The sequence below is a fragment of the Mycobacterium sp. GA-1199 genome (assembly GCF_001500045.1).
Taxonomy (GTDB): Bacteria; Actinomycetota; Actinomycetes; order Mycobacteriales; family Mycobacteriaceae; genus Mycobacterium.
In genome coordinates this window covers 19,038-41,302 of the sequence record NZ_LQIX01000056.1, presented here as the reverse complement: position 1 = coordinate 41,302, position 22,265 = coordinate 19,038, and the positions used below count along the sequence as shown (strand labels likewise).

Annotated in this window: 20 protein-coding genes; 10 read left to right on the top strand and 10 right to left on the bottom strand. The window is 68.6% G+C overall.

Features of this window, described 5'->3' with window-relative positions:
- Positions 1–15 precede the first annotated feature (15 nt).
- Positions 16–405 carry a VOC family protein gene (locus tag AU198_RS24820; protein WP_064351389.1) on the bottom strand — a complete coding sequence of 130 codons (390 nt, stop codon included), beginning with the start codon at positions 403–405 and terminating at the stop codon, positions 16–18.
- Between the two features lie 22 nt (positions 406–427).
- Between AU198_RS24820 and AU198_RS24815 the strand changes: the two genes are divergently transcribed.
- Positions 428–2,152, top strand: a complete 1,725-nt coding sequence (locus tag AU198_RS24815; RefSeq protein WP_064351255.1) for an N-acyl-D-amino-acid deacylase family protein — start codon at positions 428–430, stop codon at positions 2,150–2,152.
- Between the two features lie 7 nt (positions 2,153–2,159).
- Here the strand turns inward: AU198_RS24815 and AU198_RS24810 are convergent, their stop codons facing one another.
- Positions 2,160–2,984: an SDR family NAD(P)-dependent oxidoreductase gene (locus AU198_RS24810; RefSeq protein ID WP_064351254.1), complete on the bottom strand. Its 825-nt coding sequence runs from the start codon at positions 2,982–2,984 to the stop codon at positions 2,160–2,162.
- Between the two features lie 42 nt (positions 2,985–3,026).
- Here AU198_RS24810 and AU198_RS24805 point away from each other — a divergent pair, with 42 nt between their 5' ends.
- Positions 3,027–3,401, top strand: a complete 375-nt coding sequence (locus tag AU198_RS24805; RefSeq protein ID WP_064351253.1) for a hypothetical protein — start codon at positions 3,027–3,029, stop codon at positions 3,399–3,401.
- A 140-nt stretch (positions 3,402–3,541) separates the two neighbouring features.
- Here the strand turns inward: AU198_RS24805 and groL are convergent, their stop codons facing one another.
- Together groL and AU198_RS24795 are read right to left on the bottom strand one after the other, a co-directional pair.
- The gene (gene groL, locus AU198_RS24800; protein ID WP_064351252.1) at positions 3,542–5,167 is read right to left on the bottom strand and encodes a chaperonin GroEL; all 1,626 of its coding nucleotides are present in this window, start codon (positions 5,165–5,167) and stop codon (positions 3,542–3,544) included.
- Between the two features lie 190 nt (positions 5,168–5,357).
- Complete coding sequence (locus AU198_RS24795) at positions 5,358–5,921, bottom strand: TetR/AcrR family transcriptional regulator (RefSeq protein WP_064351251.1); 564 nt, start codon at positions 5,919–5,921, stop codon at positions 5,358–5,360.
- Between the two features lie 123 nt (positions 5,922–6,044).
- Between AU198_RS24795 and AU198_RS24790 the strand changes: the two genes are divergently transcribed.
- Positions 6,045–6,554, top strand: a complete 510-nt coding sequence (locus AU198_RS24790; protein WP_064351250.1) for a cupin domain-containing protein — start codon at positions 6,045–6,047, stop codon at positions 6,552–6,554.
- Here the strand turns inward: AU198_RS24790 and AU198_RS24785 are convergent.
- The gene (locus tag AU198_RS24785) at positions 6,544–9,084 is read right to left on the bottom strand and encodes an excinuclease ABC subunit UvrA (RefSeq protein WP_064351249.1); all 2,541 of its coding nucleotides are present in this window, start codon (positions 9,082–9,084) and stop codon (positions 6,544–6,546) included. The genes AU198_RS24790 and AU198_RS24785 overlap by 11 nt on opposite strands.
- 220 nt (positions 9,085–9,304) lie before the next feature.
- On the opposite strand from AU198_RS24785, the gene AU198_RS24780 reads away from it, so the two are divergent.
- Positions 9,305–11,002, top strand: a complete 1,698-nt coding sequence (locus AU198_RS24780; protein ID WP_064351248.1) for a DEAD/DEAH box helicase — start codon at positions 9,305–9,307, stop codon at positions 11,000–11,002.
- 21 nt (positions 11,003–11,023) lie between these two features.
- Here AU198_RS24780 and AU198_RS24775 read toward each other — a convergent pair whose 3' ends face one another.
- The 3 genes from AU198_RS24775 to AU198_RS24765 are packed head-to-tail and all read right to left on the bottom strand — an operon-like array spanning position 11,024 to position 12,649.
- Positions 11,024–11,521, bottom strand: a complete 498-nt coding sequence (locus AU198_RS24775; protein ID WP_064351247.1) for an SRPBCC family protein — start codon at positions 11,519–11,521, stop codon at positions 11,024–11,026.
- A gap of 36 nt (positions 11,522–11,557) precedes the next feature.
- A complete protein-coding gene (locus tag AU198_RS24770) occupies positions 11,558–11,824 on the bottom strand; it encodes a hypothetical protein (RefSeq protein WP_064351246.1) in 267 nt (88 codons plus the stop codon).
- Between the two features lie 9 nt (positions 11,825–11,833).
- The gene (locus AU198_RS24765; RefSeq protein ID WP_064351245.1) at positions 11,834–12,649 is read right to left on the bottom strand and encodes an HAD-IIA family hydrolase; all 816 of its coding nucleotides are present in this window, start codon (positions 12,647–12,649) and stop codon (positions 11,834–11,836) included.
- Between the two features lie 153 nt (positions 12,650–12,802).
- Here AU198_RS24765 and AU198_RS24760 point away from each other — a divergent pair, with 153 nt between their 5' ends.
- On the top strand, positions 12,803–14,230 hold the full coding sequence (locus tag AU198_RS24760; protein ID WP_064351244.1) for an FAD-dependent oxidoreductase: 1,428 nt from the start codon (positions 12,803–12,805) through the stop codon (positions 14,228–14,230).
- Here the strand turns inward: AU198_RS24760 and AU198_RS24755 are convergent.
- Both AU198_RS24755 and AU198_RS24750 read right to left on the bottom strand, forming a co-directional pair.
- The gene (locus tag AU198_RS24755; protein WP_064351243.1) at positions 14,140–15,543 is read right to left on the bottom strand and encodes a PH domain-containing protein; all 1,404 of its coding nucleotides are present in this window, start codon (positions 15,541–15,543) and stop codon (positions 14,140–14,142) included. The genes AU198_RS24760 and AU198_RS24755 overlap by 91 nt on opposite strands.
- A 56-nt stretch (positions 15,544–15,599) precedes the next feature.
- Positions 15,600–16,094, bottom strand: coding sequence for a PH domain-containing protein (locus tag AU198_RS24750; protein ID WP_064351242.1), 495 nt, complete (start codon positions 16,092–16,094; stop codon positions 15,600–15,602).
- A 57-nt stretch (positions 16,095–16,151) separates the two neighbouring features.
- Between AU198_RS24750 and AU198_RS24745 the strand changes: the two genes are divergently transcribed.
- From AU198_RS24745 to AU198_RS24725, 5 genes are all read left to right on the top strand, one after another.
- Positions 16,152–17,063, top strand: coding sequence for an SDR family NAD(P)-dependent oxidoreductase (locus AU198_RS24745; RefSeq protein WP_064351388.1), 912 nt, complete (start codon positions 16,152–16,154; stop codon positions 17,061–17,063).
- Positions 17,063–18,256: a molybdopterin molybdotransferase MoeA gene (moeA, locus tag AU198_RS24740; RefSeq protein WP_064351241.1), complete on the top strand. Its 1,194-nt coding sequence runs from the start codon at positions 17,063–17,065 to the stop codon at positions 18,254–18,256. The genes AU198_RS24745 and moeA overlap by 1 nt, the downstream gene beginning before the upstream one ends.
- A gap of 68 nt (positions 18,257–18,324) precedes the next feature.
- Positions 18,325–19,053 carry a phosphatidylserine decarboxylase gene (locus tag AU198_RS24735; RefSeq protein WP_064351240.1) on the top strand — a complete coding sequence of 243 codons (729 nt, stop codon included), beginning with the start codon at positions 18,325–18,327 and terminating at the stop codon, positions 19,051–19,053.
- On the top strand, positions 19,050–19,910 hold the full coding sequence (gene pssA / locus AU198_RS24730) for a CDP-diacylglycerol--serine O-phosphatidyltransferase (protein ID WP_064351239.1): 861 nt from the start codon (positions 19,050–19,052) through the stop codon (positions 19,908–19,910). Before AU198_RS24735 ends, pssA begins: the two co-directional genes overlap by 4 nt.
- Positions 19,903–22,131 carry an AAA family ATPase gene (locus AU198_RS24725; RefSeq protein WP_064351238.1) on the top strand — a complete coding sequence of 743 codons (2,229 nt, stop codon included), beginning with the start codon at positions 19,903–19,905 and terminating at the stop codon, positions 22,129–22,131. Before pssA ends, AU198_RS24725 begins: the two co-directional genes overlap by 8 nt.
- The last annotated feature ends 134 nt before the right edge of the window (positions 22,132–22,265 follow it).

Genomic DNA, 22,265 nt, shown 5'->3' with positions numbered 1-22,265 from the left:
CCTCGACGGTATACGTCAGTCCGGTGGTCGCGCCCCGTGAAAGACGGCCTCGATGTTGTTGCCGTCCGGATCACGGACGAAGGCGCCGTAGTAACCGGGGTGGTACTCCGGCCACAGCCGCGGGGCGTGCAGCGACTCTGCGCCGGCCTGGATCGCGGCGTCGTAGAACGCCTGCACGGCATCGGTGTCGGCGGCCTGGAACGCGAAGTGCACCTCGCGGTTGGGACCCGCCGCGTCGCCGGCATGCATGTCAGCGATCCAGAAGTCGGGTTTGCCGTCGCGGCCGTAACCGATGGCGACCTGGTAGTCGAGTTGGCGGGTGTAACCGAGCGCGCCCAGGACCATGTCGTAGAACGCCTTCGATCTCTGAAAGTCCGCGCAGTTGATTCCAAAGTGATCGATCACGGGCACATCGTAGATTCGACGTATGACATACGAACTCGTCATCAGGGGCGGCACCATCGTCGACGGCCTCGGAGGTGAGCCGTTCGTCGGCGATGTCGCGGTTTCGGCAGGGGTGATAGCGGCCGTCGGGCAGGTCGACGAGCCCGGCACGCGGGAGATCGACGCGACCGGCCTATTGGTCACTCCCGGGTTCGTGGACCTGCACACTCACTACGACGGCCAGGCGATCTGGTCGGACCGGCTGACCCCGTCGTCGGCGCACGGCGTGACCACCGTGGTGATGGGCAACTGCGGGGTGGGTTTCGCGCCGTGCCGCCCCGAGGACCACGACGTGCTCGTCGACGTGATGGCCGGGGTCGAGGACATCCCCGGTGTGGTGATGGTCGACGGGCTGCCGTGGCACTGGGAGACCTTCCCGGAGTTCCTCGACGCGCTCGAGGAGCGACGCCGCGACATCGATGTCGCGGCGCTGCTGCCGCACTCGCCGCTGCGGGTGTACGTGATGGGCCAGCGCGGTGTCGACCGCGAACCGGCCACCGCCGAAGACCTGGCGATGATGCGCAAACTCGCCGCCGAAGCCGTTCAGGCCGGCGCACTGGGCTTCGCGTCATCACGGTTCACACTGCACAAGACCGAGAGCGGACGTCCGATTCCCAGTTATGACGCCGACCGCGCCGAGATCGAGGCCATCGCCCGCGGAGTCGACGACGCCGGTGGCGGGCTGATCCAGTTCGTGCCCGATCTGGTGGCCGGTGACTACGAGCCCGTGCTGCGAACGGTCTTCGAGGTCGCCGCCGAGGTCGGCCTGCCCGTGACGTTCACGCTGGCGATCGGCAATGCCGGTGACCCGTTCTTCCTGGACGCGCTGACCATGGTCGAGAAGGCCAACATCGACGGCGGCGAGATCACCGCGCAGATCTTCCCCCGGCCGATCGGTCTGGTGCTGGGACTGGAACTGTCGGGCAATCCGTTCGTGATGTACCCCAGCTATCAGGAGCTGGCTTCCTTGCCGTTGGCCGAACGTGTCGCTGAGATGCGCAAACCCGAAGTGCGCCAACGGATTCTGTCGGACCAACCCGCGGGAGAGGGCCACCCCCTGATGTTCGCGGCGCAGGCGTTCGAGTGGATGTTCCCGCTCGGCGATCCACCGAACTACGAACCGCCGCGGTCCGACAGCATCGCGAGCCGCGCCCGGGCCAGGGGCGTGAGCCCGCTCGAGGAAGCCTACGACCGGCTGCTCGACGACGACGGCCACGCCATGCTTCTGGTGACGCTGGCCAACTTTCGTGACGGCACCCTGGACACGGTCGCGGAACTGATCCGTCGCGACGATGTGGTGCTCGGACTCGGTGACGGCGGCGCGCACTACGGAATGATCTGTGACGCAAGCTTTCCCACCTACATGCTGACGCACTGGTCACGGGACCGCGCGGCCGGCCAGCTGGCGGTCGCCGAGGCGGTGCGCGAACTGACTTCGACGCCGGCCCGGGTTGCCGCGCTGCATGATCGCGGCCAGATCGCCGTCGGGTACAAAGCCGACTTCAACGTCATCGACCACGACGCCCTGCGCCTGCACCGGCCGGTGATCGCCTATGACCTTCCCGCCGGAGGCCGGCGTCTGGACCAGAGCGCTCAGGGATACGTCGCGACCGTGGTGTCCGGCGAGATCATCGCCGAGAACGGCACGCCCACCGACGCGCGGCCCGGCAAGCTGATCCGAGGCCGTCGACCCGCGCCCACTGCATGACCCGCTGTCAGACCGCTGAGCGGTCGCGGCGCAACGCGGGGTGCTGACGGCTGAGCGTCCTGAGCAGCAACTGGCGCGGAAGCGCTTGCAGCAGGAGGGTACTCAGCACGTTCTGGCGTCCGGCGATCACGGAGCCGCGGTCGCGTTCGAGCGCCTCGACGCCGATCCTGGCCACCTCGCGCGACGGCAGCCACATGAACTTGGGGAACGCCGCCGCGAAAGTGCGCTCGTCCATGCCCGCCGCCTGGAGGAATTCGGTGCGCACCGGCCCGGGCGCGAGCATCGCGACGGTGACACCGGTACCCGCCAATTCGGCTCGCACACCCTCGGTGTAGGTCTTGACGAACGCCTTCGTTCCCGCGTAGCCCGCCTGGCCGGGGAACCCGTGATAGCCGGCAGTGGACCCGACGTTGAGGATCGCGCCGCGACCTCGGGGCACCATCTGCTGGACCGCGCGGGTGGTGAGGTCGATGACGGCCTCGACGTTGACGCGTACCTGCGCGATCTCCTCGGCCACAGGCGATTTCGTCACCGATCCGATCGTGCCGATCCCCGCGTTGTTGACCAGGACGTCGACGGTGAGGCCGCGGTCGGCGATCTGGTCGAACAGGACCGCGCGGGCATCGGGGTCGGCGACGTCGCACGCGATGGTCTCGGCGCGGACATTGTCGCCGAGTTCGGCGGCCAGGTCGCGCAACCGGTCTTCGCGGCGAGCGACGAGCGTGACGCCGTGGCCGCGCGCGGCCAGCTCGCGGGCGATGTCGGCGCCGATGCCCGCAGAAGCCCCGGTGACGACGGCGGTGGTGGTGGACGAAGGCTGAGGTAAAGGCATACACGAACCTAACGCGCAGCAGCGCGGACGTATTCTCGGCCTATGAGCGTGAAGGTGGATCTCGACCGGTTGACCGACGTGCTGGCCGACTTCGGTTTCGCCTATCTGATCTCCGTCGGCGACGACTACCGCGCGCACACCGTCGCCGTCGACCCGGTGTTGCGTGACGGCCGGCTCGACGTCGGCACCGTCGGTCGGCACACGCGGGAGAACACCGACCGCCACGGCGACGTCACCATCGTCTGGCCCCCGCGCGAGCCCGGCGGATATTCGTTGATCGTCGACGGCCAGGCGCGCCGGGCGGGCGAGGCGTTGTCGGTACAGCCGTCACGCGCGGTACTGCATCGCAAGGCCACGCCGGAGTCGCCGTCGACGAGCCCGGACTGCCTGCACGACTGCGTGCCGCTCAAGGAGTAACCCCCGCCGCCCACCCGCCGAGGGTGGGCTTGTGTCACGGTCCGCGGCGAAAACGCGTGCGGGTAACCCACGTTCGGCGATGAAACGGAGAAAGCCCGGCCCCCTTGTGAGGAGCCGGGCTTTTCCTTGATGACCAGGACTTAGAAGTCCATGCCGCCCATGCCGCCGGTCGGGTCGGCCGGACCAGCGGCCGCCTTCTCCGGCTTGTCGGCGACGACGGCCTCGGTGGTCAGGAACAGCGCCGCGATGGACGCCGCGTTCTGCAGCGCCGAACGTGTCACCTTGACCGGGTCGGCGACGCCGGCCTTGAGCAGGTCCTCGTACTCGCCGGTCGCGGCGTTGAGGCCGACGCCCTTCTCCGAGTTGCGGACCTTCTCGGCCACCACGCCGGGCTCCAGGCCGCCGTTGAAGGCGATCTGCTTCAGCGGAGCCTCGAGCGCCACGCGGACGATGTTCGCGCCGGTGGACTCGTCGCCCTCCAGCTTGAGCTCGTCCAGCGCCGGGGAGGCCTGCAGCAGTGCCACGCCACCGCCGGCGACGATGCCCTCCTCGACGGCCGCCTTCGCGTTGCGGACGGCGTCCTCGATGCGGTGCTTGCGCTCCTTGAGCTCGACCTCGGTGGCAGCGCCGGCCTTGATCACCGCAACACCGCCGGCCAGCTTGGCCAGGCGCTCCTGCAGCTTCTCGCGGTCGTAGTCGCTGTCGCTGTTCTCGATCTCGGCGCGGATCTGAGCCACGCGGCCGGCGATGGCGTCCGAGTCACCGGCGCCCTCGACGATCGTGGTCTCGTCCTTGGTGACGACGACCTTGCGCGCCTTGCCCAGCAGCGAGACGTCGGCCGTCTCGAGCGACAGACCGACCTCTTCGCTGATGACCTGACCACCGGTGAGGATGGCCATGTCCTGCAGCATCGCCTTGCGGCGGTCACCGAAGCCCGGGGCCTTGACGGCGACGGACTTGAAGGTGCCGCGGATCTTGTTGACGACCAGCGTGGACAGGGCCTCGCCCTCGACGTCCTCGGCGATGATCAGCAGCGGCTTGCCGGACTGGATGACCTTCTCCAGCAGCGGCAGCAGATCCTTGACGGTCGACACCTTGGACGACACGAGCAGGATGTACGGGTCCTCGAGGACCGCTTCCTGACGCTCGGCGTCGGTCACGAAGTAACCCGAGATGTAGCCCTTGTCGAAGCGCATACCCTCGGTGAGCTCGAGCTGCAGGCCGAAGGTGTTCGACTCCTCGACGGTGATGACACCCTCGTTGCCGACCTTGTCCATGGCCTCGGCGATCAGCTCACCGATCTGGGTGTCGCCGGCCGAGATCGCGGCGGTGGCGGCGATCTGGTCCTTGGTCTCGACCTCCTTGGCCGACTTCAGCAGCGTCTCGGTGATCTTCTCGACGGCCTTCTCGATGCCGCGCTTGAGGCCGAGCGGGTTGGCGCCTGCCGCAACGTTGCGCAGACCCTCGCGCACGAGCGCCTGGGCCAGCACGGTGGCGGTGGTGGTGCCGTCGCCGGCGACGTCGTCGGTCTTCTTGGCGACTTCCTTGACCAGCTCAGCGCCGATCTTCTCGTACGGGTCCTCCAGCTCGATCTCCTTGGCGATGGACACACCATCGTTGGTGATCGTGGGGGCGCCCCATTTCTTCTCCAGGACGACGTTGCGACCCTTGGGGCCCAACGTCACCTTTACCGCGTCGGCGAGGCTGTTGAGGCCCCGCTCGAGGCCGCGGCGGGCCTCTTCGTCATACGCAATTGTCTTGGCCATTGCGAAGTGTTCCTCCGGATTGGGGATGGCACGTCTGCGGTCGGGTGCAGTGCCCGCGACGGACGGCTCGGGTGTGCTCCGCAGATGCGGCCCGTTGCCTCACCGTCCCGACCTAGCACTCACCGGTCGCGAGTGCCAACTGCATTTCTAGCACTCGGGCATGGCGAGTGCAAGATCGCATGTGACCCGTTCAGGCCGCTCGCAGGCCGTCCAGCACCACCTCGGTGAGCCGCTCGGCTTGCTCGGGGTTGGCGTCTTGGATCGCGAAGCAACCGGCGATGATCGCCTTCACGTCGCGCACGTCGACGTCGCGCCGCGCGGTCCCGACATCCTGGGCCGCCGTGAGCAGGCCGCCGAGGAATTCGAGGAGGGCCTGCTCGGTCTGCGGGATGACCTCCGCGACGTCGATGCCCTCTCCCGCGATGGCGTCCTTCAGGCCGCGATCGGCCGCTCCCCAATGCAGGACCAGCGAGCGCAGCACGACGAACAGCGCCTCCCCCGGCGGTACACCCTGGATGAGGGCGCGGCCTTCGGCGAGGAGGCTCTCGATCCGGTTCTCGACGACCGCGCGGTACAGGTCCACCTTGGTCGGGAAGTGGCGGTAAACGGTGCCGGCGCCAACGCCGGCGCGCCGGGCGATCTCGTCGATCGGCACGGACAGCCCGTCGGTCGCGAAGGCCTCGTAGGCGACCCCCAGCACGCGAGCGCGATTGCGCAGGGCATCGGCGCGTAGGGGTCGATCGGCCGGACTCACATCATCACCTCGGGAGTCGACACGGAGCGCAGGTGGGATATTGCCGGAAACCGGGGCGCTTGCTCCGCTTGATACTTTACTGAGGCAAACCCGCGGAGTTTTGACCCTGGCAGGGTGGTGAGCATGTCCTTCGTCGATCCCCGGCAGGTGCCGCCGTACCCGCCTCCGCGGTACACCGCGCCCGAACCGGAGGCCAGTGCCTGGGTGCGACGCGGCACCGAGCCGGCCGACTACGACTCGTTCGGTCTCGTGAAGTACCACTACCTCGCCGACCAGAAAGCCACCGGCGGCGACTACGGCCTGTATCGCGTCGATATCGCCCCCAACGGCGGCGGACCGGGACCGCACTTTCACCGCGCGATCTCGGAGGCCTTCTTCGTGCTGTCGGGGACCGTGCGGCTCTACAACGGCACCGAATGGTTCGACGGCAGCGCCAACGACTTCTTCTACGTGCCGCCCGGCGGCATCCACGGCTTCCGCAACGAGGCCGATGCGCCGACGTCGCTGTTGATGCTGTTCGCTCCCGGCGCACCGCGCGAGCAGTACTTCGAGGGTTTCGCCGCACTGGGCGACTTGACCGACGACGAGCGCCGGAAGTGGTTCATCGAGAACGACAACTTCTTCATCGAGTGACCAGCCGCGCGGCCAGATACGGCGCCGTGCGGCTGCCGTTGGCCTGACTCACCGTGCGCGGTGTGCCCGCCGCGACGACGCGGCCACCGTCGTGTCCCGCACCCGGTCCGAGGTCGATCACCCAGTCCGCCCCGGCGACCATCCGCATGTCGTGTTCGGCCACCACCACGGTGTTACCCGCATCGACGAGGCGATGCAGCTGCCCGTCGAGCAGATCCACATCCGCCGGATGCAGGCCCGTCGTCGGCTCGTCGAGGACGTAGAGCGTGTGGCCGCGGCGGGGTCGCTGCAGTTCCGATGCCAGCTTGATGCGCTGGGCCTCCCCGCCGGACAGTTCGGTGGCGGGCTGGCCGAGACGCAGATATCCCAGCCCGACCTCCCGCAGCGTCGCCAGGCTGCGGGACGCGCCGGCGATGTCCCCGAGGAACTGTGCGGCCTCGTCGACGGTCATGGCCAGGACGTCGGCGATGGTGTGGTCGCGGTAGCGCACCCGCAGCGTGGCTTCGTTGTAACGGGCGCCCCCGCACGTCGGGCAGGACGCGTAAGTGCCTGGCAGGAACAGCAGTTCGACCGATACGAAGCCCTCCCCCTGGCAGGTTTCGCATCGGCCTTCGGCCACGTTGAACGAGAACCGGCCCGCTGTCCAGCCCCGGCGGCGCGCCGCCGGCGTCGCGGCGAACTCCCGTCGCACAGAATCGAACAGGCCGGTGTAGGTCGCCAGCGTCGAACGCGGGGTACGCCCGATCGGCCGCTGGTCGACGGCGACCAGTCGGTCGATCGCATCGACGCCCTCTGCCGTCACCCCGATGCTGGCGTCGCGATCGAGATCGACGACCTCGGCGTCGGAATCGTCGCTGTCGCTGTCGCTTTCGGCCACGCCCACGGCGCGGCCCAGACGACGGTTCACCACATCACCGAGAACCTTGACCACGAGCGTCGACTTGCCGGAGCCGGACACACCGGTGACTGCGGTGTAGACGCCCAGCGGCAGGTCGACATCCACGTCGCGCAGGTTGTGAAAACCGATGCCCCGCAATCGAAGCCAGGACGACGGCGCGCGGGCGGTCCGCGGTTCGGCCGCCTCGGCATCGAACAGGTAGCGACGGGTGATCGACTCGTCGACGTCCTTCAGACCTGAGACGGCTCCGCTGTAGAGCACCCGCCCTCCGAGCTCGCCCGCGCCGGGGCCGACGTCGACGATCCAGTCGGCCCGGCGCACGACATCCATGTCGTGCTCGACGATGAACAGCGAATTACCCGCTCGCCGAAGGCGATCCAGCACGTCGAGCAAGGGCTCCGCATCGGCGGGGTGCAGGCCGGCCGACGGCTCGTCCAGCACGTAGAGCACCCCGAACAATCCGGCTCGCAACTGCGTGGCCAGTCGCAGCCGCTGCAGTTCACCCGGCGACACGGTCGGGGTGCGACGGTTCAGCGTCAGATAACCGAGGCCGAGGTCGACGAGGACACCGATGCGCGCGACCAGATCGGCGGCGATCATCGTGGCAACCTCGGTGTGCTCTCCGGACTCTGTCGACTCGAAGGCGGGGGCGACATCTGTGCGGGACGCGGTCGGTCGCAGCGCATCGGCGAGTTCGACCAGCGGCATCGCCACATAGTCGGCGATGGTCCGACCCGCGAACGTCACCTTCAGCGCCTCGGGTCGCAGGCCCGAGCCGTGGCACAACCCGCAGTCCACGCTGTCGACGTACTGCAGGACGCGGCGGCGCATCATCGCGCTCTGCGAGTTCGCCAGCGTGTGCCGGACGTGACGTTCCGCGCTGGAGAAGGTCCCGTTGTAGTAGTACTCCGCGGTGACGGGATGCTGGCTCGGATCGATCTCGACGGTCGGCTGCTCGTCAGTGAACAGGATCCAATCACGTTGACGTTTGGGCAGTTTCCGCCACGGCTTGTCGATGTCGAAACCCAGCGTGATGAGGATGTCGCGCAAATTCTGTCCCTGCCAGGCGCCCGGCCACGCCGCCACGGCGCCCTCGCGGATGGTCAAGGAGGGGTCCGGCACGAGCGTCTGCTCGGTCAACTCGTGGATCCGGCCGAGGCCGTGACACTTGGGGCATGCGCCGACGGCCGTATTCGGGGAGAACGCGTCGGAGTCGAGTCGTTCGGTGGCCCCGCGCGGATACGTCCCGGCGCGGGAGAACAGCATCCTCAAGAGGTTGGACAGGGTGGTGACGGTGCCGACCGTGGATCGTGAGGTAGCCGTTCCCCTGCGCTGCTGCAACGCCACGGCGGGGGGCAGACCGGTGATGTCGTCCACCTTGGGCGCGCCGGTCGGCAGCAGCAGGCGTCGCGCGTAGGGGGCGACCGACTCGAAGTACCTGCGCTGCGCCTCGGCGTAGATGGTGCCGAAGGCCAGCGACGATTTGCCGGAACCGGAGATGCCGGTGAACGCCACCAGCGCGTCGCGCGGTGCGGCGACGTCGACGCCCCGTAGGTTGTGTACGCGGGTACCGAAGACACGAACGCACGGATCGATGTCGTCGTCGCTGGGCGTAGTGGGGGTTGCCGACATGGTTGGCGCAGAGTACCCACGTCGCGCCACCACAAGCACCGTGTTTGCTGCAGGACATGTCCCTGCGGGAAGCGACGCGCCGTGGCCGCTTGGTCCTCAGGAGTGGACCGCAGCCGACGGCCGCGCTCGACACACCGGCTGTCCGGCGACACGCCACACAGAGATGCGCGGCCGTAATCCGTTGCGTTAGGCTGCTGTCCGATCAGTGAGGAGTCTTTGGGTGCGGGCAGACACAGCGCCCGACACCCAGGCTTTACGAGGCTGGCAGCGTCGGGCATTGGTGCGGTATCTTGGCGCCAAACCGCGCGATTTCCTCGCCGTCGCGACCCCGGGTGCGGGTAAGACGACGTTTGCCCTGCGGGTGGCCGGCGAGCTGTTGGCCGACGGCACCGTCGAGCGCATCACCGTCGTCGTGCCGACCGAGCATCTCAAAATCCAGTGGGCGCTGGCCGCCGCCAAGCTCGGCCTGTCGCTGGACCCGAAGTTCTCCAACAGCGCCGCGCACCACTCCTCGGAGTACCACGGTGTCGTCGTCACCTATGCCCAGGTGGCCAGCCACCCCACCCGGCACCGGGTGCGTACCGAGAACTACCGCACCCTCGTCATCTTCGACGAGATCCACCATGGCGGCGATGCGAAGAGCTGGGGCGAGGCCATGCGCGAGGCGTTCAACGACGCCACCCGCCGACTGGCGCTGACCGGCACACCGTTCCGCAGCGACGACAGCCCGATCCCGTTCGTCACCTACGAACCCGACGGCACCGGGGTGATGCGCTCGCGCGCCGATCACGTCTACGGGTACTCCGACGCGCTGGCCGACGGCGTGGTGCGGCCCGTGGTGTTCATGGCCTATTCCGGCGAGGCCCGCTGGCGTACCAGTGCCGGCGAGGAATACTCCGCGCGACTCGGCGAACCGCTCAACGCCGAGCAGACCGCGCGGGCCTGGCGCACGGTGCTCGACCCGAACGGCGAGTGGATCCCGGCGGTGCTGCAGGCCGCCGACACCCGGCTCAGCCAGCTGCGCAACGGCGGTGTGCCCGACGCGGGTGCGATGGTGATCGCGTCGGACCAGAAGGCCGCCCGCGCTTACGCCAAGGTGTTGACGACGCTGACCGGCGAGGCGCCGACGCTCGTCCTGTCCGACGACCCCGGTTCCTCGGACCGCATCGCCGAATTCGCGGCGGGCACGAGTCGTTGGCTGGTTGCGGTGCGCATGGTCTCCGAGGGCGTCGACGTGCCACGCCTGGCCGTCGGCGTATATGCGACGTCCGCGTCCACCCCGCTGTTCTTCGCCCAGGCGATCGGTCGCTACGTCCGCTCCCGGCGGCCCGGCGAGACCGCGAGCATCTTCCTGCCGTCGGTGCCCGCACTGCTCGACCTGGCCAGCGAAATGGAGGCACAGCGCGACCACGTGCTCGGCAAACCGCACCGCGAATCGCAGGGCGAGTGGGACGACGCGGCCCTCGAGGACGCCAACAAGAAGAAAGACGAGCCGGGCGACCTCGACAACGGCTTCGAGATGTTGGGCGCCGACGCCGAGCTCGACCAGGTGATCTTCGACGGCTCCTCGTTCGGCACCGCGGCGGCCGTCGGCAGCGAGGACGAGGCCGACTACCTCGGTATCCCCGGCCTGCTCGCCCCCGACCAGATGCGGGACCTGTTGCGGCACAGGCAGGAGCAGCAACTGACCCGTCAGACCGCCTCGGGTGAGGTGCCGCGGGTCTCCACCCACGGCCAATTGCGCGAACTACGCAAGGAACTCAACACGCTGGTGTCCATCGCACATCACCGCACCGGCAAACCCCACGGCTGGATCCACAAGGAGCTGCGCCGGATCTGCGGCGGCCCGGCGGTTGCGGCGGCGACGACCGATCAGCTGCGCGCCCGCATCGAGGCGGTACGCAAGCTGCAGTCCTAGCCGCCGCCCCGTCCGCGAGTCCTAGCTGCGCGCCTCGGCGATCGAAGCGAGGTTCTTCAGCGAGTTGTCGAGGTGCTGCGGCTCGAACGGCGGGAACTCGATGTCGCGCATGTGCGGCGCCACGTTCGACCAGTCGTAGGTCAGCGTGACCGCCGTCTGCGCCGCCCCCGACGCTTCGAGGTCGTATCGCCAGATCCAGCCGCCCCATTGGAGCTCGGTGCCGTTCATCAGATAACCGCGCTGCTCGGGACCCTGGCCCGGCTGCCAGGCGATGGCGCGCGGCCGGTCGAGAACCTCGACCCGGTTGGCCATCTCGTAGTACTTCTCGGGGTGGTTGTCGTGGTACATGCCCATCCGGAAGACCTGCCCGACCTCGGTCAGGGGTTCACCGTCGAGCGGCTCGCGTACCCATCCGGTGCCGTCGATCTCCTGGTGCGTCGACGGGTCGGCTAGCACCTCGAACACGGTCTCGATCGGGGCGTTGACGGTTGTGGTCGTGTGGATGCGTTGTTCTGTCATGTCGATACAGACCGCGGCGGGCGCGAGAAGTCATCGTCAGAACACGCCGCACCCGGCCACCCCGCACACCCAGGAGCTGATCAACAGAAGTGGCCAGAGCAAGACCGCCGCGGCGAGGGCCGCGAGGTTGGCGAAGATGGTGAAGTCACCGGACAGCGCCGCCTCGAGCTGCACGATCAGCTCGATGTGAAACATCGCGTAGCCGACCCCGATCACGACGTAGACCAGCGCGAACCACAACGCCAGCTCCAAATAGGTGTTGACACCCCGATGCAGCAGCATCTGCTGCACCCGCTCCCACATCGGTGCCCCCTACAGTCCGAGAAGCTGCGGCAGGTCGGCCACGGAATCGATCACGTGATTCGGTTGCATCGCGAATTCGTCTGCCGCCCAACGATCCAACGTATCCTGCCGAAACTTGCCCGTACGCACCAACACTCCGGTCATACCGACCACCTGCGCCGCCAGCACGTCGTTGTTGAGATCGTCGCCGACCATGTACATCTCGTCGGGTTCCACCCCGAGCCGGCTCGCCGCGGCGAGGAAGCCCTCGGGGGCGGGCTTGCCGACCGCTGTGGCTTTGCGCCCGGAGGTCTCCTCCATGCCGAGCAGGTACATGCCGGTGTCCACACGCAACCCGTCGGTCGTCGTCCATGCGGTACTGCGGTGCATCGCGACCACCGGCACGCCGCGGGCCATCCAGTCGTAGACCCACGACAGCGTCAGGTGGCTGTACTCAGGGCCGGCGCCGCCGAGCAGGATGACATCCGGGGTTTCCGGTGCGCGCGGACCGCTGTACTCGTGCGAGTAGACGATGTCGATGCCGGGCATGTCCTCGGCGATCTGCCCGCTGTTGACGAGGAAGCACCGGGCATCGGGATACCGGTCGCGCACGTATTGCGCGGTCAGCACCGCGGCGGTGATGACCTCGTCGGGGCGGACGGCCATCCCCGCTGCGGAGAGCAGTTCGGCGATCTGCACGCGGGTCTTGGTCGTCGTATTGGTCAGGTAGGCGCAGGCAATCTGGTTGTCGGTCAACGTCGCGACGGTCTGGGCCGCACCTTCGATCGGGCGCCACGAGGTCACCAGCACGCCATCGATGTCGAACAGCACCCCACCGATAGCCATGGCCCGACAGTAAACGGCGCATGCGTCAGCGCAAATCGGGGAGGCCGCGCGAATTCGAGTAGTCGCCTACGCTAGTGCGCCGTCGGCGCTCGTCGAAAACTATCCCTTACCAGGGCCGATAACGGCCACAGATTTCGAGGTGAGGGGTGGGCGATGCCAGTCGTAGGCGAACGAGCGGTGGTCCTCGGCGCGAGCATGGCGGGACTGCTCGCCGCCAGAGTGCTCGCGGACAGCTACCGGACCGTCACCGTGGTAGAGCGAGACGCCCTGCCCACCGAACCGACGCCCAGGCGTGGAGTCCCTCAGGGCAGGCTGATCCACGCCCTGCTCGCGCGCGGGGCACAGGTGCTCGAGGAGTTGTTGCCTGGCATCCTCGACGAACTCGTCGCGGACGGCGCAGTCAAGTGGGACGGCGACTTCTCCAAGCTCTACTTCTCTCCCGGTGGTCACCGGCTCGTGCAATCTGGCCGATGCCCGTCTCCCGACTCGATGCCGTTCTACTTCCAGAGCCGGCCGTTTCTGGATTGGCATGTGCTGCGGCGCATGCGCGACGTTCCCAACGTGACGATCCTGGAGCGCCACGAGGTGGTCTCTCTGTCGGCGACCGCCGACCGCAGCCGGGTCACGGGTGTTGACGTGATCAATCGCGACAGCCGCGAGGTGAGAATGCTGGACGCCGACCTGGTCGTCGACGCGACCGGGCGTGGCTCCCGCACACCGCTGTTCCTCGAGCAGTTGGGCTATGACCGACCGCCGGTGGACGAAGTGGTTGTGCGGTTGACGTATGCCTGCCAGCCGGTGCGCATCAGGCCGGGCGCGATCGCGGAGCACTTCATCGCGATCATGCCGGAGCACGGCAGGCCCCGGATGTTCGCGGCCGCGTGCTACGAGAACGACGCGACGATGTTCGCGATCGGAGCCATGGCGGGCCACGAGGTGCCGGACACGGCCGATGAAATGCGCGATTTCGTAGCCGATTTCGTGCCGGCAAATGTGTTAGCCGCCCTCGCGAACGCCGAACCCCTTGGGCCGGTGGTGAACTACCGGGTGCCGTCCAACCGCTGGCGCCGCTACGACAAGTTGCGCCGGTTACCCGATGGGTTGCTGGTGCTCGGCGACGCGGTTTGCAGCTTCAATCCGATCTACGGACAGGGCATGACCGTCGCGGCCGTGGAGGCGATCGTGCTGCGAGACTGCCTGCGGCACGGCAACGACGATCTGGCCCGCCGCTTCTTCCGATCCAGCGTCAAGCCGATCCGCATCGCGTGGCAGACCGCCGTCGGATCGGATCTGGCGTTGCCCGAAGTCGAAGGGACTGCGCCGCTGTCGATACGGCTCAGCAACGCCTACCTGGACCGCGTGTTGACGGCATGCGAGACGGACGAGGCCGTCACGCTGCGATTCCTGCGCGTGCTCGGCATGGTGGATCCGCCGGCGAAGCTCTTCTCACCCTCGTTCATGTGGCGGGTCCTGCGAGCCCAGGGGTCCGGTTACCGTCGCACCCATGCATTGTCGGCCACCCACGGCGAGGCCTCGGCCGCGATGGACCACGCCAGCTCGGTGGGTACATCGATCACCTGATAGTGCTTGACCCCGGCAGCCGTCGCGGCCACCAGTGTCGCCACCCCCGCGCGCCGCTGCATCCAGGTCTGCCGCACGGTCCAGCCGATGATGCCCGATGCGTCGATGCAGTCGCGGCGGCGCTGCAGGCTCCCCGTGCGCGCGACCAACCAACCGTCGCCCACGCGGTGCCCCAACGACTGTGCGCGGTCGAACGCCAGCAGCGCGCAACATCCGGTGAGCAGGACCCAGAGCACCCACACCCATAGCGGCGGCGACGCGACCAGTAGCGCCACCGCCGCCGCGGCGGGTAGCGCCATCGCCCGGGTCCAGCGCCTGCGAGCGGCGACGGGGCCGTGCGCACGAAGCGGCCCGGTCACCGCGTCGGGGCGTTCGATCAGACCCGTCAGGACCTCGTCGGCGGTTCGCTTAGGACAGGGCGGTAACAACAACGACGACTCACCCTCGCCGCCGACGCCGGTCATCACCGCGTCGAGGCGGGCGCCACCGAACAGCCTCACCAGCAACGGTTCCCGCAGCGTGCCCCCGCGTAGGCGGCGCATGTCAAAAGTGTGTTCGCGGACGCGGATCAGCCCGTACTTCAGATGCAGCACCTCGAAGTCGCGTCGCAGTTCGAGGTTGCCGAAGGTCAACAACGACTGCAGCACCGAGAGCACAACGGAGGCCAGCAGCAGTACCGCCGCCCCGAGCGCGATGCCCGCCACCGTCCCGAGGCCCCTGACCGTGTCGAGCCACGACTGGGCCACGCCGGATTCGTGCACGCCGGTGTCGACGCCCACCTGATACACCACGCCGATCGCGGCGGCGATCATCGCCAGCCCGGTGAAACTCAGCGGGCTGTAGCGCAACCACGACGGCGTCCACCGCGCAAGCACGCGACCGGGCGCCGACGGCTTGTTCTCCTCTGCCGCAAGGGATTCGGCGAGCAATAGTGCGCGCAGCCTGCTGACCTGCTCGGTGGGCACGGCGTCGAGCGCGAACGCGGCGTCGCCCCTGGCCTCCTGGCCGGTGCTGACCCGCAGCACCGTCAGACCCAACAACCGGTGCAGCAGGCGGGCGTCGGTGGATACCGACCGAATCCTGTTGCGCGGCACCGAGAGCACCTTGCGTTGCAGCACACCGGTGCGCAACTGCACGTCGCTCGGCCCGACGCGGTAGGTGGTGGTGAACCAGCGCGCCAGGCCGATGGCAACGGTGATCCCCAAAACCGCCACGGCCAGAAGCGGGTTGCCGGTCGCCGTCCCGAGCACCAGCGTCCCTGCGATTACCGGAATCTGGCGCACCACCTCGTGCACGGGGTGCACCAACAGCATCCGGGGGCTCAGACGCTGCCACTCCTCGGCAGGGGGCTGTCCCCAACCGACGTCTGTCACGTCGCGTCCTCGGTTCCCAGCGCGGCGATGTCGGTGAGCCGGGCGACGACCGCGTCGGCCACCTCGGTGTCCAGCGCGACGATACGGACCGCGCCCGCCGACGACGCCGTCGTCACCGTCACATTGGCGAGCCCGAACAACCGGTCCAGCGGACCCCGTTCGGTGTCGACGGTCTGCACGCGCGAGATCGGCGCGATGCGCCGCTCCTGGGTCAGCCAACCGGTGCGGGTGTACACCGCCCGCGGATCGATGTCCCACCGGTGCACCCGGTAGCGCCACCACGGGACGACCACGACGAACAACAGGATGCCGAGCAGCGTGCCCAGCGCCGCGAGCGCATGCACCCACCACGGGCGCGGGTCCACCGCGAACCACACCAGTTGGCCGAGCACCAGGAACGACCACGGAATCGCCGCGCCGATCGCCCATACGAGCGGGGCCTTGCGGCTCGGTTTGTTCGCGGGGTCCGAGAAATCCACGAGATCGGTCATCAGGGGTCCAGCCTAGGTAACCGCGAGGCCATCGGTCGCCTGAGTATGTTGATCATCATGGGCAGCAAATGGACCGTGGCCGACATTCCGGACCAGTCCGGGCGGACGGTCATCGTGACCGGCGCGAACAGCGGGCTCGGTTATGACACCGCGGCGGCCCTGGCCGGCGCGGGCGCCGCGGTGGTGCTCGCGGTGCGCAACCTCGACAAGGGCAACGAGGCGGTCGAGCGCATCAAGAAGTCGAGCCCGAAGGCCGCGGTCAGCGTGCAGGCACTCGACCTGTCGTCGCTGGACAGCGTGCGCAGAGCCGCCGACGAGTTGCGCGCCGCGCACCCGCGCATCGATCTGCTGATCAACAACGCGGGCGTGATGTACGTGCCGACCCGCGAGACCACCGAAGACGGTTTCGAGATGCAGTTCGGCACCAACCACCTCGGCCACTTCGCGTTGACGGGCCTGCTGCTGGACAACCTGCGCAGCGTCGACGGGTCGCGCGTCGTGACGGTCAGCAGCGTCGGCCACCGGATCATGGCTCGAATCCGCTTCGAGGACCCCCACTTCGAGACCGGATACAACCGGGTGCAAGCCTATGGGCAGTCCAAGCTGGCCAACCTGCTGTTCACCTTCGAACTGCAACGGCGCCTGGCAGCCGCGGGCGCTCCGACGATCGCGACCGCTGCCCACCCCGGCTTCTCGGACACCGAATTGATGCGCTACATACCAGTTTTCGTACCGGACATCGTGTGGAAGATCTTCACCCAGCCCGCGGACAAGGGTGCGCTGCCGACGCTTCGCGCGGCCACCGACCCGAATGTGCAGGGCGGGCAGTACTACGGCCCCGATGGGGTCGGCGAAGTAAAGGGCCATCCGAAACTCGTTGCCTCGAGCCCACAATCGCGCGACGAAGACATTCAGCGCCGGTTGTGGAGCATGTCCGAGGAACTGACCGGCGTCACGTTTCCCGTCTGATGCGGACCGTCGAAGAACATCAGCGCGTCGTCGCCGCGTTGATCACCGCCCGCTCACCGGTCGCCGTGCCCATCGCCGACGCGCTGGGTCTGGTGTTGGCGCAAGACATCGTTGCGCCGTTGTCGCTGCCCGGCTTCGACAACTCCGCGATGGACGGATACGCCGTCATGGTCGACGAGGTGGCGTCGGCCACGCCCGATAACCCGGTCCGGCTGCCCGTCGCCGAGGACATCCCCGCCGGACGCACCGACCTTCTGACACTGAAACCCGGTACGGCGCACCGGATCATGACCGGTGCGATGCTTCCCGCGGGTGCGACGGCGGTGGTGCCGGTGGAGGCGACCAACGCGGCGGTCGACACCGTGGAGATCCGCGCGGCCGCGAGGGACGGCCAGCACATCCGGCGCGCCGGCGAGGACGTCACCGCCGGTACGGCCGTGCTGCGCGAGGGGCAGGTCGTCACACCGGCCGCGCTCGGGTTGGCCGCTGCACTGGGCCTCGCCGAGCTGACCGTGATACCGCGCCAGCGCGTGCTGGTGATGTCGACCGGCACCGAACTCGTCGCACCCGGCACACCGCTGGCACCCGGTCAGATCTACGAATCGAACGCGGTGATGCTCGCCGCGGCGCTGCGCGAGGCCGGTGCCGACGTGGTGGCCTCCCCCATGACCGGCGACGACGTCGAGTCCTTCCGTGCGGCCCTGGCGGAGCACACCGGTGACGCCGACCTGATCATCACGACGGGCGGGGTGAGCGCGGGTGCGTACGAAGTCGTCAAGGATGCGCTCGCGGGAGGTGTCCAGTTCGTCAAGGTGGCCATGCAACCGGGCATGCCGCAGGGTTGTGGCGTCATCGACGGCGTTCCGATCGTGACCCTGCCCGGCAACCCGGTCAGCGCGCTGGTGTCGTTCGAAGTGTTCCTGCGGGCGCCGTTGCGCGCCGCCATGGGCCTGCCCAACCCCGCCCGGCCCCGCCGCACGGCTGTGCTGACCGAGGACCTCACCTCGCCGCGCGGGAAACGCCAGTTCCGCCGCGGTGTGCTGGACGCCGCCGCTGGAACGGTGACCAGCTACGGCCCGCCCGCCTCGCACCACCTGCGGTGGCTGGCCTCGGCGAACTGTCTGCTCGAGATTCCCGAGGATGTCGACGCGCTCTCGGCCGGGTCGACGGTTCAGGTGTGGGACCTGACCTGACCCCCGCAATCTTCGCGCCGAGGCGGCGCATGCCTCGCCTGACCCCCGGCCCGTAGAATCGCGGGACGATGGCCAGACGCCCCGACCTGAAATCCGGCCCCGCGCGGCTTTTGGCGCTGGCCCGTACCACTGTCCCCCCGATGCATCCCGCGGGGCTGCCCTTCGTCGGCGCAAGCCTGGCGCTGGCCGCCCTCGGGAGCAGGAACCGGTGGCTACGCGTCGCCGGGCTCGCCTCAGCCGCGGCCAACGCGGCGTTCTTCCGCCACCCGCCGCGTGTACCGCCCACCCGGCCGGGCCTGGTCGTCGCCCCCGCCGACGGATTGATCTGTCTGATCGAGGAGGCCCCGCCACCCGCCGAACTCGGTTTACCCGCAACACCATTGCCCCGTATCAGCATCTTCTTGTCGATCTTCGACGCGCACGTGCAACGCGCCCCGATCAGCGGTGAGGTCGTCGCGGTCGAGCACCGCCCGGGCTTGTTCGGCTCGGCTGAACTCGAAGCCGCCAGCGAGGACAACGAGCGCAACAGCGTGTTGATCCGCGCCGCCGACGGCGTCGAGGTGATCGCCGTACAGATCGCCGGTCTGGTGGCGCGACGCATCGTGTGCGAGGCCAAGGTCGGTGACGAACTCGCGATCGGTCAGACCTACGGGCTGATCCGCTACGGGTCGCGGCTGGACACATATCTGCCTGCCGGATCGCGCATCCTGGTGACGGTGGGGCAGCGCGCGTTGGCGGGTGAGACGGTGTTGGCCGAGCTGCAGCCCGATGTCGCCGGCCGGACGGCTCCGGCATGATCCGGCCCCGCATCAAGCGCTCCGTCGTCAGCCTGCGCATCCTGCCCAGCGCGATGACGGTCGCCGCGATCTGTCTGGGGTTGAGCGCGGTCAAGATGGCGTTGGACGACCGGCCGACCGAGGCGATGGCGTTCCTGGCAGTCGCGGCGATACTCGACGCGCTCGACGGCCGCATCGCGCGCGCGCTGGGGGCGACGTCACGGATGGGCGAGGAGATCGATTCGCTCGCCGACGCCGTGAACTTCGGCGTCGCACCGGCTTTCATCGTCTATGGGACGCTGCTGTCCACGTCCGAGGTCGGCTGGATCGTGGTGCTGGTGTACGCGGTGTGCATCGTGCTGCGCCTTGCCCGATTCAACGCGATGCTCGATGTCGACAAACCGGACTACGAGAAGAAGTACTTCGTCGGCATGCCCGCCCCGGCGGGCGCGATCGGCGCGATCGGTCCGCTGGCCGCCAAGATGCAGTTCGGCGACGGCTGGTGGACCTCGGAACCCGCCGTCGTGATCTGGATGCTCGGCGTCTCGGTGCTGGTGGTCAGCACGATCCCGATGCGCAAGATCCACACGTTCTCGGTGCCGCCCAACATGGTCGCGCCGCTGCTGGCGCTCGTGGCGATCGGCGTCGCCGCCGCGATCCTCTATGGCTACCTGGTGATCCTGATCATCATCGGCTCCTACGTCCTGCACATCCCGTTCGCCATCCGCACCCGCCGGTTTCTGGCCGCGCACCCCGAGGTGTGGGATGACAAACCACGCCAGCAGCGCGCCGCCCGCCGGGCCATCCGCCGGGCCCAGCCGCACCGCCGGTCGGTGATGCGTCTGGGACTGCGCAGACCCGGCTCACGACATGACTGAACTGCAGTCCGACCGGCCGGCTCCCCGCGCGCATCTCACGCTCACCGCGCGGTTGAACACCTCGGCGCTCGACTCACGCAGGGGTGTGGTTCGCCTGCATCCGGAAGCCATTGCCGCGCTGGGTATCCGCGAGTGGGATGCGGTGTCGCTGACCGGTTCGCGCACGACCGCCGCGGTGGCCGCCGAGGCGCCCGCCGGTGTTCCCGCGGGCACCGCGCTGCTCGACGACGTCACGCTGTCCAATGCCGGGCTGCGGGAGGACACGACCGTGCTCGTCGCGCCCGTGACCGTTTACGGCGCGCGGTCGGTGACATTGTCCGGCTCCCGCCTGGCCAGCCAGTCGATTTCGCCGGCCACGCTGCGACAAGCGTTGCTGGGAAAGGTGATGACGGTCGGCGACACGGTGTCGCTGCTGCCTCGGGAGCTGGGGCCCGACATTCCGTCCTCGCGCGCGACCGCGGCGCTTGCCTCGTCGGTCGGCATCACCTGGACATCCGAACTGTTGACGGTCACCAGCACCGATCCCGCGGGACCGGTGAGCGTGCAACCCAATTCGGCGGTCTGCTGGGCTGACGGCGCACCGTCCGCATCCGTCGCGCCGGCGTCGGACGCCGCGACCGGTCAGGTGGTGGTGACCACACCGGATAAATCGCAACCGGTGTTGAGCGTCGACGACCTCAAGGGTTCTCAGGCCGAGGCGCAGCGCCTCGCCGAATGGCTCAAGCTCGCGCTCGACCAGCCCGAGCTCCTTGAAACGCTGGGCGCCACAACCAATCTCGGTGTTCTGGTGTCGGGTCCCGCCGGTGTCGGCAAGGCCGCGCTGGTGCGCGCAGTCTGTGCCGACCGGCGACTGGTCGAACTCGACGGACCGGAGGTCGGCTCGCTGCGCGCCGAGGACCGGATGGCGAGCGTGGCGTCGGCGGTGGCCACCGTGCGCGACGGCGGCGGAGTGCTGTTGGTCACCGACATCGACGCCCTGCTGCCGGCCGACTCAGAGCCGGTGGCCACGCTGATCCTCACCGAACTCCGCAATGCGGTCGCCACCCGTGGTGTGGCGTTCGTCGCGACGTCACAGCAGCCCGACAACGTCGACGCCCGGCTTCGCGCGCCCGACCTGTGCGACCGCGAACTCGGGCTGAGCCTGCCCGACGGCGCGGTCCGCAAGCAACTGCTGGAGGTGCTGTTGCGCGAGGTGCCGGCCAAGGATCTCAGCCTTGACGAAATCGCCGATCGCACACCGGGTTTCGTGGTCGCAGACCTGGCCGCGCTGGTCCGCGAGGCGGCGCTGCGGGCGGCGGCGCGCGCCAGCGACGATGGTGAGCCACCCGCCCTGGTCCAGGAGGACCTGCTGGGCGCGACGACGGTCATCCGCCCACTGTCGCGGTCGGCCACCGAAGAGGTGTCGGTCGGCTCGGTGACGCTCGACGACGTCGGCGACATGGCCGACACCAAGCAGGCGCTCACCGAGGCGGTGCTGTGGCCGCTGCAGCACCCCGACACCTTCGCGCGGCTCGGCGTGGCGCCGCCCCGCGGTGTGCTGCTCTACGGGCCGCCCGGTTGCGGCAAGACCTTCGTGGTGCGGGCGCTGGCCAGTTCGGGGCGGTTGTCGGTGCACGCCGTCAAGGGCGCCGAACTGATGGACAAATGGGTCGGCTCGTCGGAGAAGGCCGTGCGCGAACTGTTCCGGCGCGCCCGCGACTCGGCGCCGTCGCTGGTGTTCCTCGACGAGATCGACGCACTCGCGCCGCGGCGCGGTCAGAGCTTCGACTCGGGCGTCACCGACCGCGTCGTCGCCGCGCTGCTGACCGAACTCAACGGCATCGAACCGCTGCGCGACGTGGTGGTGGTCGGCGCGACGAACCGGCCCGACCTGATCGACCCGGCGCTGCTGCGTCCCGGCCGGTTGGAGAAGCTGGTCTTCGTCGAACCGCCCGACGCCGAGGCCCGTCGCGAGATTCTGCGCACGGCCGGTAAGTCCGTTCCGCTGGCCTCCGAGGGTGAGCAGGCTGTCGATCTCGATGCGCTGGCGGCGGATCTCGAGGGCTACAGCGCCGCCGACTGCGTCGCGTTGTTGCGGGAAGCCGCGCTGACGGCGATGCGGCGCTCGATCGACGCCGCCGACGTCACCGCCGCGGACGTCGCGGCCGCCCGCGAGGCGGTGCGCCCGTCGCTGGATGCCGCGCAGGTCGAGTCGCTGCGAGCGTTCAACGCATCGCGCTGAACGCCTGACCTTTCTTGCGCCGAACGTGCGTTACCCGCACACATTCGGCGCTCAAAGTGTGCGGGTAATCCACGTTCGCGCCAAAACGACGGGCGGCATATCTTGACAGTGGCTAGTTCTGAGCGGCATAGTCG